We start from the raw sequence: 12,044 nt of genomic DNA, 5'->3' as shown, positions 1-12,044 counted from the left end.
TCTCGCTGAGGGAACCGGAAAACGGTCCGTTCAGCTAGATTGCCCATGTTTCCAAAGGATTGCCCGGCCATGACGTTGCGCTGCCCGGTCAGCCTTCGTGGACCGCCTTGGTGACCATGCAGGCCATCACGCCTTCCGGGCCGTCCTCCGCCCCGTGGCCCGACCACTTGACCCCGCCGAACGGCGCATCCGCGCCACCGATCATGGTCGTGTTGATGCCCACCATGCCGCTTTCGATCTCGCGCGCCACGCGCTGCTGGCGCTTGCCGTCCTGCGTCCAGGCATAGGCGGCCAGGCCATAGGGCAGGCGGTTCGCCTCCTCGATCATCGCCGCTTCGCCCCGGAACGGGTTGAGCAGCGCCACCGGGCCGAACGGCTCCTCGTTGAGAACCGCGGCATCGAGCGGGATTTCGGACAGGACCGACGGCGCATAGAAGAACCCGGCATTGCCCACGCGCTCGCCGCCCGCGAGCAGCTTCGCGCCGCGCGCCGTGGCATCGCCGATTAGGCGGTCCATCGCCTCGGGCCGGCGCGCGTTGGCCATCGGCCCCATCTGCGCGCCCTCGTCCAGCCCGTTGCCGACGCGGATCGCCTTGACCCGTTCGACAAAGCCGTCGCGGAAGCGGTCGAACACACTTTCCTCAACGATGAAGCGCGTGGGGCTGACGCAGACCTGCCCGGCGTTGCGGTACTTCGAGGTGACCATGGTATCGAGCGCGCGGTCGATGTCGGCATCGCCGAACACCAGCACCGGGCCGTGGCCGCCCAGTTCCATCGTCGTGCGGATGCAGTTGTCGGCGGCCAGTTTGCTCAGGTGCTTGCCGATCACGGTCGATCCGGTGAAGCTCAGCTTGCGGATCACCGGGCTGGCCAGCAGGTGCCGGCTAACCTCGTCGGGCACGCCGAACACCGCCTGCGCCACTTCCTTGGGCAATCCCGCGTCGAGCAGGCATTGCAGCACGCCCAGCGCCGAGGCCGGCGTCTCTTCCGCCGCCTTGAGGATCACCGAGCAGCCCGCCGCGATCGGCGCGCCCAGCTTGCGGCCCGGATTGCCCAGCGGGAAGTTCCACGGGGCGAAGGCGGCGACCGGACCGACCGGCTCGTGCGTGACGGTCGAGCGCATGCCCGCCGGGCGCACCAGCGTGCGGCCATAGAGCCGGAACACCTCGCCCGCGTAGAAGTTGAACAGCCCCACGTTCATCATCACTTCGATGCGGGCCTCGGGCAGCGTCTTGCCCTCTTCCAGCGTGGCGATGCGGGCCAGGTCGTCCTGCCGCTCCAGCATGAGCCGCGCCGCACCCTGCAGCACCGCCGCGCGCTGCTGCGGCGTCGAATCGCGCCAGATGCGGAACCCCTTGCGCGCGGTTTCCAGCGCGCGGTCGAGATCGGCCGGCTCGGCCAGCGGCAGTTCGCCGATGGTCTCGCCGGTCGCGGGATTGACGACCGCGTGCGTGCGGCGCCCGCCGCCGGCAACGCGCTCGCCATCGATCACCATGTGGAGGGCAGGATAGGCCGTCATCGGATCAGCCTTTCGCCTTTGCGCGGGCTTCATCGCCTTCCCAGCGCTGCGCCACGATTTCCTCGCCCGTCACCGGGTGGGGGAAGTGGAACGGCGTCAGCTTGTGGGTCGGCCACAGCCAGTGGCCCTCGATCAGCTCGTCCGGCCCGGTCGGATCGGTGGGATAGGTTTCCTTGGGGAACGGCACGTATTCAGGCCTGGTGTTGGCCCAGCCGGTTTCGAAATCGGCATGCCAGATCGGCATGTAGTTCAGGATGTGGATGCGCCAGGTGCCGTCCACCTTCTTGTAGGTGTTCTCGTAGATGCCGCCTTCCCACCATTGGCGGCTCTTGAGCCAGGGCTGGTCGCCTTCGAAGTCCTTGTGGCGCCCCGCCTGCATCATGGAGCGGGCGCGGGCCAGCGCGGTCACGCCATCGGGCTGCACGTTGATGATGTCCTGCAACTGCGGGTGTTCGAGCAGGAAGCCGTCGATCGGGCCGTTGTTGCCATAGGTGAAGCGCTTCTGGAACCGTTCGACATAGAGGCGGCGCACGCCTTCCTTGCCTTTCCAGACGCCGCCGAAGAAGCGCACTTCGCCATCGTCGGTGAACAGGTCGGCCGTCTCGTTGTAGAGGCACTTGTCGATGAGATAGCCGTAGAGGTGCTGGAGCTTGCGGATATCAAGCTCGTCCTCGCGCACGGTCAGGCGGCGGCCAAGCTCGGCGACCTGCGCTTCAAGCGTGGCGATACGATCGGAATCGGACATCTGGAAACTCTCCCGAATTGTACGTGTTGCAAACAAACTGCGGCAACTTCATTGAACTGTCAACGACCTTCCGCTTCCAGCCGCGCCACTTCGGCGCGATAGGGGCGGATGGCCAGCACCATGCACAGCGTGGCGATCGGCAGCAGCGTGCCGGCGGTGATCACCAGCGCCTTCCACAGCTCCGCCTCCACGCCCACGATCCGCTGCGCGACCACGCCGACCACGAAGCTGCCGAGCGCGCCGAAGAACGTGAACATGAACAGGTAGATCGCGGTCACCTGCCCGCGCATCTCGTTGGGGGCGATGCGCTGGATCGCGGCGTTCTGCGGCACCGCGCCCGCCAGGCCGAACACGCCGCCCAGCGCGAACACCGCCAGCGCCATCTCGCCCGTGGGCATCAGCGGCGCGGTGATCGAGCAGATCGTGACGAGCGCGAACAGGATCGCCGCGCAGCGCACGTTGGCATCGGCATGGCGCTTGGCCATCCATTCCACGAACACGCCGCCCAGAAACACGCCGGCCAGCTGCGAGACAAGCAGCATCGGCGCCATGACCAAGCCGATCCGCCCCTCGTCCCAGCCATAGGTGCGGATCATGAATGGCACGCGCCAGAACATCAGGCCGAACGTTTCGATCGCGCTCAACGCCAGCCCGCCGAACAGCGGGTAATAGACCCGGCCACGCGCATGGATCGCCCTGGCCGCGTCCAGCCCGGTGAAGGCCAGCACGCGCCGGCCCAGCCCCTGCCGCTCCGGCACCGGCACGCGCCCTTCCGCCGGCGCACGGACGAGGCGCGGCGGTTCCTTGACCAGCAGCAGCAGGCCGGCCGCCAGCAGCCCCAGCGCCGCCTGGCCCACCAGGATAAGCTGCCAGCTATGGACCCGCAGCCCCAGCACGTGCGCCTCGCTCCAGCCCGCCAGCGCGACGATCAGCTTGCCGCCGGCCAGCACGCCCGCGGTCGTCCCGCCGATGAAGCCCAGTTGCAGCAGCGCGAAGGCGCGGGTGATCTTCTTCGGCGGGAAATAGTCCGCGATCATCGAATAGGCGGCCGGCGCGTGCGCCGAACCGCCCGCGCCCAGGAACATGCGGCTGCCGATGAACTGGCCGAACCCCTGCGCGATGCCGCCCAGCCCCATGATCACGCCGGTCGCCGCCATGCCGCCGGCCAGCACCAGCTTGCGCGGATAGATGTCCGCCAGCCGGGCCAGCGGAATGCCCACGAACACGAAGAAGATCACGCTGGCGGGGCCGCCCAGAAAGCCCAGCTGTTCGTCGGTCAGCCCGAAATCGATCTTGATCCGCTGCGCCAGCATGCCGAACACGGTCTGGTCGAAAAAGTTCAGGAACGTCGCCGCGATGATCGCGAACAGCGCGAAATAGGCCGATGCGGTTGACGGCCAGCGCCGCTCGGCGCCCCCTTCTTCCGCCTTGCTTTCAGATACTTCCGGCGCACCGGTCATCGCCGGGGATGCTGCTCCCGCCATCTGCTCTCCTCTCCCGGCCAGTCGATTCTCCGACCTGTTTTTCGCACCGGATAATTGTTAGTCTTGCATACAATCTCGCGCTGGTGAATAGAAAAGACGATAACGAATGGTCGCATGGCCCCGGCACCCGGCTCCGCCCCTGAAACGGACCGTGACAACCGGGCGGGCGGCGCAGCATGGAGAGAGGCAAGGATGCAGAATCTTCCGGGCAAGACGGCTTTCATCACGGGCGGGGCCAGCGGCATCGGCCTCGGCATCGCCAAGGCGCTGCTCGGCGCGGGGATGAACGTGACCATCGCCGACATCCGCCAGGATCACCTCGATTCGGCCGTCGCCGAGCTGGACGGGGGCGACCGCGTGCTGGCGGTGCCGCTCGACGTGACGAATCGCGCCAACTTCGCCGCCGCCGCCGACGCCGCTGAAGCGAAGTTCGGCAAGATCCACATCCTGTGCAACAACGCCGGCGTCGCGGTGGTCGGCCCCACCGACCTCGCCACCTTCGCCGACTGGGACTGGGTGATGAACGTCAACCTGGGCGGCACCATCAACGGCGTGGTCACGATCCTGCCGCGCATGCTGGCGCACGGCGAAGGCGGGCACATCGTCAACACCGCCTCGATGTCGGCGCTGGTGCCGGTGGGCGGGACCACGATCTATTCGACCGGCAAGGCCGCCGTCACCGCGATGATGGAATGCATGCGCCCCGAACTGGAGCCGCGCGGCGTGATCTGCTCGGCCTTCTGCCCCGGCGCCGTCCAGTCCAACATCGCCGACGCCGGCAAGACGCGCCCGGCCGACCTTGCCGAAACCGGCTATGCCGAGGCTGACAAGCGCCGGCAGGCGGGCGGCAGCTTCATGCACCTCTACCAGACCAAGGAGGAAGTGGGCGAACGCGTGCTGCGCGGCATTCTCAACGACGAGCTCTACATCCTCACCCACAGCGAGTTCCTGGCCGGCGTGCGCGAACGCGGCGAAGCGACCACGGCGGCGGTGCAGACCCACTTGCCGGAAAACCCGGAATACAAGGAAACCTTCGCCATGCTGTTCCGCAACCCGGCAATCACCGCCGAGATCGAACGGCAGAACCGGCTGCGCGCCGGCGCCTGACCATAAACCCCTCCCGCGGGCGGGAGGGGTTTGGGGTGGGCAATCCCACGCACATCACATTTCAGGGAGAGGCCCACCCCCGGCCCCTCCCGCAAACCGGAGGGGAGACATATGAAGGATTTCGCAGGCCGCACCGCCTTCGTCACCGGCGGCGCCAACGGCGTCGGCATCGGCCTCGTGCGCCAGCTGCTCAACGAAGGCTGCAAGGTCGCCATTGCCGACATCCGCCAGGATTCGATCGACAAGGCCCTGGCCGCGCTGGACAACCGCGAGGTCATGGGCGTGCAGCTCGACGTCGCCAGCCGCGAAGGCTTCCGCGAGGCCGCCGACCGGGTCGAGGCGGAAATGGGGCCGGTTTCGATCCTGTGCAACAACGCCGGCGTGAACCTGTTTCAGCCGATCGAGGAAAGCTCGTTCGACGATTGGGACTGGCTGCTGGGCGTGAACCTGCACGGCGTGATCAACGGCGTGATGACCTTCGTGCCGCGCATGGTCGAACGGGTGAAGGCGGGCGAGCAGAAGGGCGGCCATGTCGTCAACACCGCCTCGATGGCCGCGTTCCTCGCGGCGGGCACGCCGGGCATCTACAACACCACCAAGTTCGCGGTGCGCGGCCTGTCGGAATCGCTGCACTATTCGCTGCTGCAATACGAGATCGGCGTGTCGGTGCTCTGCCCGGGCCTGGTGAAGAGCTACATCTACGCCAGCGACGATATCCGCCCCGATGCGCTGAAAAGCCAGATGAAGGCGGTGGACAAGGCAGCGGTGGAGCGCCTTGCCGGGGTCCACGAATTCGGCATGGAGCCGGACGTGATCGGCGCGCGGGTGATCGACGCCATGCGCCACAACCGCCTGCACATCTTCTCGCACCCCGATCACAAGGACGAGCTGCGCACCATCTTCGACGAGATCATCGCCGAATATCAGGACTACCCCAAGGACCCCGGCTTCGATCAGCGCGTGGCCTTCGAGAAGTTCCGCCACGATGCCTTCGCCGAAGCCCGGCGCAAATCGCGCGCGGCGGATTTCTGAAACAAATAGCCCTCTCCCCTTCAGGGGAGAGGGTTGGGAGAGGGGAACGCGCTCAGCTGCCCCTCTCGACTCCGAGGGGGAGAGAACGGTCCCGCACGGTCAGATGCCGTGCTTGCGGTTGTACTCGTGAATCCATTCGAGCGTCTTCACCAGACCGCCGAACGGATAGAAGTGCAGGCGCACCCGGCCGTGTTCCGGCCCCAGCCCCTGGGCGAAGGCGTTCACCAGCTTGTCCGGCCCGGCCGAGCCGAGCAGGTTGGTGACCGAGATGCCGTACTTCTTGAGGACCGACGTGGACGCGCCCACACCGCAGCGCGCGGCGAACGCGAGCAGGCGCTTGATCCCCGCCGGCCCCGGCACGCCGATGCGCACCGGCGCGTCGATGCCGCGCGCGCGCAGCTCCTTCAGCCAGGCCAGGAACGCATCGGGATCGAAGCCGAACTGGGTGACGATCAGCGGGGCCATGCCGCGCCGCTCGATTTCCGCCACCTTCTTTTCCAGCACGGCCCAGCATTCGGCCACGGTCATGTTGGGGTGGCCTTCGGGATGCCCGCCCACGCCGATCGCCTTGATCCCGGCGCGCTCGAACGCGCCCGTCGCGATCAGCGCGGAGGTATCGAAATAGGGGCCTTGCGGCTCGGGCGGGTCGCCGGCGACGATGAAGCAGCGCTCCACGCCGGCCTGTTCGACCACGGCCTTCAGATAGCCTTCGAAATCGTCTTCGGACAGGATGCGGCGGGCCGAGAAGTGCGGCATCGGCTCGAAGCCCAGCTCGCGCACCGCCACGGTCGCGGCGACACGTGCGGCCACGTCCTCGCCCGGCAGGAAGGTAACGGCGATCGGCGTATCGGCGGGGATGAGCGGGGCGGCGTCGCGCAGCGAGGCCTCGTCCTTCGCGGTCATCTCCAGGCTGAAGCCGTCGGTGATCCCGTCGGGCGCCTTGTCCCAGTTGGGATGGATCAGGGGTGTTGCCATAACGGGATCCTCTTTTGATGGAAGGCCATCCGCCCGGCCGCCTTTGCGGCGATCCGGGCGGGGCCAGTCTTCATTGCATCAGCGGGCGGTACGCCAGCCTTCCGCGTAGGCTTCACGAGCGACGCGGCTGTACGGGACCGGCGAGACGATCGCGCGGACCTCGATCTGCTTGTGCGGCTCGACAGTGGTCTTGCGGGTCCCGCCGTTCTCTTCGCCCCACACCACGCGCAGCTCGGTGCCGACCGGGATTTCCGGATCGATCGTGGCGAGCGAAAGCGCCTGCTTCTCGTTGTACGAATAGCCCGTGAACATCGAGAAACCGACGGTCTTGCCGCCCGCATCGACCACGCGATCGTAGTTCGACGAGGCATAGTTGGCGAGCGGGGTGTCGAAGAACTTGTACTGTTCGCCATCGGGGTTGAACAGCGAGGCCACGATCTTGGTCATGTCCTCGGGGTGCCAGGCCAGCGTCACCTTCTTGCGCTGGTCGGCCGGGTTCAGGGCTTCCAGCGCCTCGCGGCCGTGGAAGTCATGGTCGAACTTGACGAAGTTGCCGTAACCCAGTTCCCACGGGTTGAGGTAGTAATCCTCGATGTTGTCCGACACGAACGAACCACCGATCGAACCGGTCGCTTCGTAGCTGTCGGCGCCCAGCCATTCGCGGAAACCCTTGAGCTTTTCGCCGGTGTAGATGGCGGGCAGCGGCGAGGGGATCCAGCCGGATTCGAGCGTGTTCGACGGATAGGCGCGGCTGCCGCAGGCGATCAGGCCGAATTCCTTGCCGGCTTCGAGGATCGCGGCGCGGATTTCTTCCTGCTCGGCATAGGGACCCCAGATTTCCAGGCCCGGCGCGCCCGACATGCCGTGGCGCAGCGTGCGCACGGTCTTGCCGGCGATGTTCATCGTGCTCATGTTGAAGAACTTGAGCTGTTCCAGCGGGCCGCCGTGCAGCTTTTCGATCACCGCCCAGGCGTTCGGACCCTGGATCTGGAAGCGCCATTCCTTGCGGGTGACGGGCTTGCCCATCGGGCGCATCGGCGAACGGTCGTCCAGCTCGATCTCGCAGTCATAGCCGCCGGTCGCCGCGTGATAGCGCAGCCAGTTCGAGGCCGGCGCGCGGCCGACATAGGTGAACGATTCCTCTTCTTCCCAGAAGATGATGCCGTCGCCGATGACGTGGCCATAAGGCGTGGTCGGCACGTACTGCTTGGCCTTGTTGACCGTCCAGCCCTTGGGGCTGTTGATCATGGTGTCGGACAGCAGCTTCAGCGCGTCCTTGCCACGGATATAGAGGTTCACCATGTGGTGCGACTGGTCGAACAGCACCGCGCTGTGCTGCCAGGCCCACTGTTCCGAACGCCAGTTCGAAAATTCCGGCGCGACCACCGGATAGACATACGCGCCGAGCTGCGAATTGCGCAGCATTTCGACGATGTTGCCGCCCGCGTTGAGGACTTCTTCAAGATTCTTGGCTGCCATGCCTTCTCTCCCGACAAAAAATGGCTGGTTGAAAATTTGTATGCAACACATACAATATCAAACGAGATTCGCAATCGGAAATCGTGCGCCCTATGAGGCCCACGCAGACGGGAGAGACTTTTGATGAGTGCACCGCTGATTTTGACGCTTTCGTGCGAGGACAAGCCGGGCATCGTCGCCCGCGTCACCGGCAACCTGTTCGAATCGGGCGCCAACATTCTCGAAGCGCAGCAGTTCGACGATACCGAATCGGGCCGCTTCTTCATGCGCGTGGTGTTCGATCCCGGCGAAGCGGGCGCCGACGCGCTCCGTTCCGCCTTCGCGCCCGTGGCGCAGCAGTTCGCCATGGACTGGACCATGCGCGATACCGCGGCCAAGCGCCGCACCATCCTGATGGTCTCGAAGTTCGATCACTGCCTGGGCGATCTGCTCTACCGCACGCGGCTGGGCGAGCTGCCGATGGACGTGGTGGCAATCATCGGCAACCACCCCAAGGAAGCGCTGAACATCTCGCTGATCGGCGACGTGCCCTATCACCACCTGCCGATCACGCGCGATACCAAGCCGCAGCAGGAAGCCGAAGTGAAGCGCATCGTCAACGAAACGGGCGCCGAATTCGTGGTGCTGGCGCGCTACATGCAGATCCTCTCGGACGATCTGGCGCGGTTCCTGTCGGGCCGCTGCATCAACATCCACCATTCGTTCCTGCCCAGCTTCAAGGGNNGCCAAGCCCTATCACCAGGCGCACGCGCGCGGCGTGAAGATGATCGGCGCCACCGGGCATTACGTAACGGCGGATCTCGACGAAGGCCCGATCATCCACCAGGACGTGGAAACGGTCAGCCATGCCGACACGCCCGAGGATCTGGTGCGCAAGGGCCGCGACATCGAACGCCGCGTGCTGGCCGAAGCGGTGCGCCTGCATCTGGAGGACCGCGCGCTGCTGAACGGCAACAAGACCGTGGTGTTCAAGGGCTGATGCGGTTGCCGGGCGGCGGGGTCACCAGCCCGCCGCCCCCAGCCCACCGTCCAGGGCCGCCTCCGGTCCGGTTTGCGAGAGGAGAAGGCCATGCGCGTCAACGCGCTCGATCACGTCAACATCATTACCGACCGGCTCGACGAAACCGCCGAATTCTACCGTTCCCTGCTCGGCCTCGAACGGCGCGACGCGCCTGCCCCGCTCACGCCGCGAAACGCGCAATGGATGTACGACGATGCCGGCCGGGCGATCATCCACATCAATTCGGAAGACTGCCCCCGCGCGTTCGACCGCACCGTGCGCCCCGGCGACCTGACCGGCGCGATCCACCACGTCGCGCTCAACTGCGCCGGCTATGACGAAATGATCGCCCGGATCGAGGCGCGTGGCATGGCCTATCAGGTCAATACCGTCGCCGCGATCGGCCTGCGCCAGATATTCACCGCCGATCCCAACAACGTGCTGCTGGAACTCAATTTCTTCGGCGATTGAACCCCGCCTGCCGCGCGGAGCCGCCCGTCTCAGGCCGGAATGCCGCTCTCCAGCGCATCGGCCAGCTCGACCGGGCGCGACAGATAGGGGCTATGGTCCGCATCCAGCGTCACCACCCGCGCGCCCGGCGAAAACTGCTGCATCTTGCGCTGGCTGTCGATCGGGATCGTGCGGTCCTGCGTGCATTCCACATAAGTGCGCGGCAGGCTGCCCCACCGTTCCGGCGTTAACGCCAGCTTTTCCGAGCGCGGGCCGTGCGGCTCGGCGATCAGGCGCGGCAGCACCGCCGCCACCCGATCGGGCGGGGAAACCTGCGCGAAGACCGCGCCCGCCGCCGCCGGATCGACCACCGTGCCCACGCCGCCGTGGACCGGGCTGATGACGGCGTCGAACGCGGGGTTGGGGCCTTCCAGCTTCTTGAACTCGGCGCGCGAGAGGCCGTCAGGCAGCATCATCGCGCAGATATAGACCAGCGCGTCCATCGCCTGCGGATCGCGCTCCGCCGCCGTGCTGACCACCAGCCCGCCCCGGCTGTGCCCGGCCAGCACCACCGGCCCGCCGGTTTCGGCGCGCAGCCGGCGGCAGTGTTCCAGCGCGAAATCCGCCCAGCCAGCGAGCGTGACCGCCGCCAGTTCCTCCGCCGTGCCGCCCATGCCAGGCAGCGTCGGCGCCAGCACGGCATGACCCCGCGCGCGCAGGATCTCGGCGACCGGATCGAAGCACCAGCCGCCGTGCCAGGACCCATGAATCAGGACAAAACCGGCCATGTCGTTCCCATTTCTCCCTTTCGCCGCGCCTTAGCGGACATGCCCGGTCCAGGTGCGCAGCCCCGGCGCGGTGCGGTCCTCGCCGCGCAGCGCTTCGGCCACGCCGGGGCGCGCGGTCATCCGCTCGCGCCAGTCGACCAGGCGCGGCGCGCGCTTCGCGATCTCCAGTTCGGGGAACATGCGCTCCACCATCATGCCGCAATGGGCGTAGAAATTGATGTCGGCCAGGGTGTAGGCATCGCCCGCCAGCCACGCCGTTTCGCCCAGCTGCCTTTCCACCTTGTCGACCGCGTATTCGATCTTGGCCGTGGCGTTGGCCAGATCGGCCTCGGAAAAGCCCGATCGCGCCGTGGCCCATTTCTTGCGCTGGTCGGGCAGCGGAATGTTCTCCAGCAGCTTCTCGAACTCCCCGTTCTCGATATTGCGCGCGATCACGCCGATCATGCGGTGCCAGCCGTGCATCGAGACGAAGTTCATCACATGCTCGTCGACGAACTTGTTCCAGTAACGCATCCGCGCCGCACCCAGCGGATCGCGCGGGCGCAGCGGGCCGGAGGCAGGCTGCGCATCGGGGAAGGCATCCTCCAGATATTCGTTGATGACCGTGGTGTGGGTAATCACCGTGCCATCGTGGTCGAGCACCGGCACCTGCCCTTCGGGATTGATCGCCACGAACCACGGCTGATGCTGTTCGAACTTGTGCAGATCGACATAGACGCTTTCGTAGGCGAGGCCCTTTTCCTTGAGCGGAATCATCGACTTGAGCGAGTTCGCCACCGGCTCGGCGTGGTAGTATTTCAGGGCCATAGACTTCTCCCGTGGGCGCGTTCAGACGCGCATCGTTCCCAGCATCCCGCCGTCCACCGCCCAGGCCTGCGCCGTGACGTGGCTGGCCGCATCCGACAGCAGGAACGCGGCCACCTCGGCCAGTTCCGCCGCCGCGCCGGTGCGCCCCTGCGGCACCGCCTGCGCCATCTGCGAGGCGGCTTCGGGCGGAAGCCCTTCCAGCATCGGCGTATCGATCAGGCCGGGGATGATGCAGTTGCAGCGCACGCCGAACGCGGCCGCCTCGCTGGCGACGGCACGCGACAGGCCCAGCACCGCGTGCTTGCTGGCGACATAGCCCACGTTCATCGGCAAGCCGCGCTCGCTGGCCAGGCTGCCCGTCACCAGGATCGCGCCCGCGCCGCGCTGCTTCATCGACGGCAGCACATGCTGGATCGCCCAGAGCACGCCCTTGAGGTTCACCGCCAGCACCGCGTCGAAGGCATCGTCCGGATAGTCTTCCACCGGCGCGAACGTGCCGCCGATCCCGGCGTTGAGGAACAGGCCGTCGATCGGGCCATGCGCCGCGACGGCGGCGTCCAGCGCGGCGGTGAGCGCTGCCTTGTCGGCCACATCGGCGACGGCGAAGGCCGCGCGCGCGCCGGTTTCGGCCCGCAACGCGGCCGCCGCCTGTTCCAGC

Annotated in this window: 11 protein-coding genes and 1 pseudogene; 4 read left to right on the top strand and 8 right to left on the bottom strand. The window is 66.7% G+C overall.

The genetic code is table 11. The features are described from left to right. Positions 1-88 precede the first annotated feature (88 nt). Genes B3547_RS06215 through B3547_RS06205 form a run of 3 tightly spaced genes read right to left on the bottom strand, consistent with a single transcriptional unit; the run spans position 89 to position 3,748 of the window. Positions 89-1,519 (bottom strand): NAD-dependent succinate-semialdehyde dehydrogenase, encoded by a 1,431-nt coding sequence (locus tag B3547_RS06215; RefSeq protein WP_292961264.1) that lies wholly within the window; start codon positions 1,517-1,519, stop codon positions 89-91. A gap of 4 nt (positions 1,520-1,523) precedes the next feature. Next, positions 1,524-2,264, bottom strand: a complete 741-nt coding sequence (locus B3547_RS06210; RefSeq protein ID WP_125954501.1) for a nuclear transport factor 2 family protein — start codon at positions 2,262-2,264, stop codon at positions 1,524-1,526. A gap of 59 nt (positions 2,265-2,323) precedes the next feature. Beyond that, positions 2,324-3,748 (bottom strand): MFS transporter, encoded by a 1,425-nt coding sequence (locus B3547_RS06205; protein ID WP_292961260.1) that lies wholly within the window; start codon positions 3,746-3,748, stop codon positions 2,324-2,326. A gap of 192 nt (positions 3,749-3,940) precedes the next feature. On the opposite strand from B3547_RS06205, the gene B3547_RS06200 reads away from it, so the two are divergent. Both B3547_RS06200 and B3547_RS06195 read left to right on the top strand, forming a co-directional pair. Continuing rightward, a complete protein-coding gene (locus tag B3547_RS06200) occupies positions 3,941-4,855 on the top strand; it encodes an SDR family NAD(P)-dependent oxidoreductase (RefSeq protein ID WP_292961258.1) in 915 nt (304 codons plus the stop codon). Between the two features lie 111 nt (positions 4,856-4,966). Next, positions 4,967-5,887, top strand: a complete 921-nt coding sequence (locus B3547_RS06195; RefSeq protein WP_194919377.1) for an SDR family NAD(P)-dependent oxidoreductase — start codon at positions 4,967-4,969, stop codon at positions 5,885-5,887. 99 nt (positions 5,888-5,986) lie between these two features. Here the strand turns inward: B3547_RS06195 and B3547_RS06190 are convergent, their stop codons facing one another. Beyond that, positions 5,987-6,862, bottom strand: coding sequence for a methylenetetrahydrofolate reductase (locus tag B3547_RS06190; protein WP_124810201.1), 876 nt, complete (start codon positions 6,860-6,862; stop codon positions 5,987-5,989). A gap of 78 nt (positions 6,863-6,940) precedes the next feature. Next, positions 6,941-8,341, bottom strand: coding sequence for a vanillate/3-O-methylgallate O-demethylase (gene ligM, locus B3547_RS06185; protein ID WP_292961254.1), 1,401 nt, complete (start codon positions 8,339-8,341; stop codon positions 6,941-6,943). A gap of 123 nt (positions 8,342-8,464) precedes the next feature. On the opposite strand from ligM, the pseudogene purU reads away from it, so the two are divergent. Then, positions 8,465-9,320, top strand: a pseudogene (gene purU, locus B3547_RS06180) (formyltetrahydrofolate deformylase). A gap of 90 nt (positions 9,321-9,410) precedes the next feature. After that, on the top strand, positions 9,411-9,812 hold the full coding sequence (locus tag B3547_RS06175; protein WP_292961252.1) for a VOC family protein: 402 nt from the start codon (positions 9,411-9,413) through the stop codon (positions 9,810-9,812). A 29-nt stretch (positions 9,813-9,841) separates the two neighbouring features. Here B3547_RS06175 and B3547_RS06170 read toward each other — a convergent pair whose 3' ends face one another. The 3 genes from B3547_RS06170 to B3547_RS06160 all read right to left on the bottom strand — a co-directional run. Next, entirely contained in the window at positions 9,842-10,579 is a 738-nt protein-coding gene (locus B3547_RS06170) for an alpha/beta fold hydrolase (protein ID WP_292961250.1), read from the bottom strand. A 30-nt stretch (positions 10,580-10,609) separates the two neighbouring features. Beyond that, entirely contained in the window at positions 10,610-11,386 is a 777-nt protein-coding gene (locus B3547_RS06165) for a glutathione S-transferase family protein (protein WP_194919372.1), read from the bottom strand. A 21-nt stretch (positions 11,387-11,407) separates the two neighbouring features. Next, on the bottom strand, positions 11,408-12,044 hold a 637-nt coding region (locus B3547_RS06160; RefSeq protein ID WP_292961244.1), incomplete at its 5' end, for an SDR family NAD(P)-dependent oxidoreductase.

It is taken from the genome of Novosphingobium sp. UBA1939 (assembly GCF_002336885.1).
Classification (GTDB): domain Bacteria; phylum Pseudomonadota; class Alphaproteobacteria; order Sphingomonadales; family Sphingomonadaceae; genus Novosphingobium.
Note: the sequence above shows the minus strand (reverse complement) of the source record. Positions and strands in the feature narration are given on the sequence as shown.

Bases quoted from the DNA above. Each gene is read 5' to 3' on its own strand.
- B3547_RS06215 (WP_292961264.1), bottom strand. From the start codon at position 1,519: ATGACGGCCTATCCTGCCCTCCACATGGTGATCGATGGCGAGCGCGTT.
- B3547_RS06210 (WP_125954501.1), bottom strand. From the start codon at position 2,264: ATGTCCGATTCCGATCGTATCGCCACGCTTGAAGCGCAGGTCGCCGAG.
- B3547_RS06205 (WP_292961260.1), bottom strand. From the start codon at position 3,748: ATGGCGGGAGCAGCATCCCCGGCGATGACCGGTGCGCCGGAAGTATCT.
- B3547_RS06200 (WP_292961258.1), top strand. From the start codon at position 3,941: ATGCAGAATCTTCCGGGCAAGACGGCTTTCATCACGGGCGGGGCCAGC.
- B3547_RS06195 (WP_194919377.1), top strand. From the start codon at position 4,967: ATGAAGGATTTCGCAGGCCGCACCGCCTTCGTCACCGGCGGCGCCAAC.
- B3547_RS06190 (WP_124810201.1), bottom strand. From the start codon at position 6,862: ATGGCAACACCCCTGATCCATCCCAACTGGGACAAGGCGCCCGACGGG.
- ligM (WP_292961254.1), bottom strand. From the start codon at position 8,341: ATGGCAGCCAAGAATCTTGAAGAAGTCCTCAACGCGGGCGGCAACATC.
- B3547_RS06175 (WP_292961252.1), top strand. From the start codon at position 9,411: ATGCGCGTCAACGCGCTCGATCACGTCAACATCATTACCGACCGGCTC.
- B3547_RS06170 (WP_292961250.1), bottom strand. From the start codon at position 10,579: ATGGCCGGTTTTGTCCTGATTCATGGGTCCTGGCACGGCGGCTGGTGC.
- B3547_RS06165 (WP_194919372.1), bottom strand. From the start codon at position 11,386: ATGGCCCTGAAATACTACCACGCCGAGCCGGTGGCGAACTCGCTCAAG.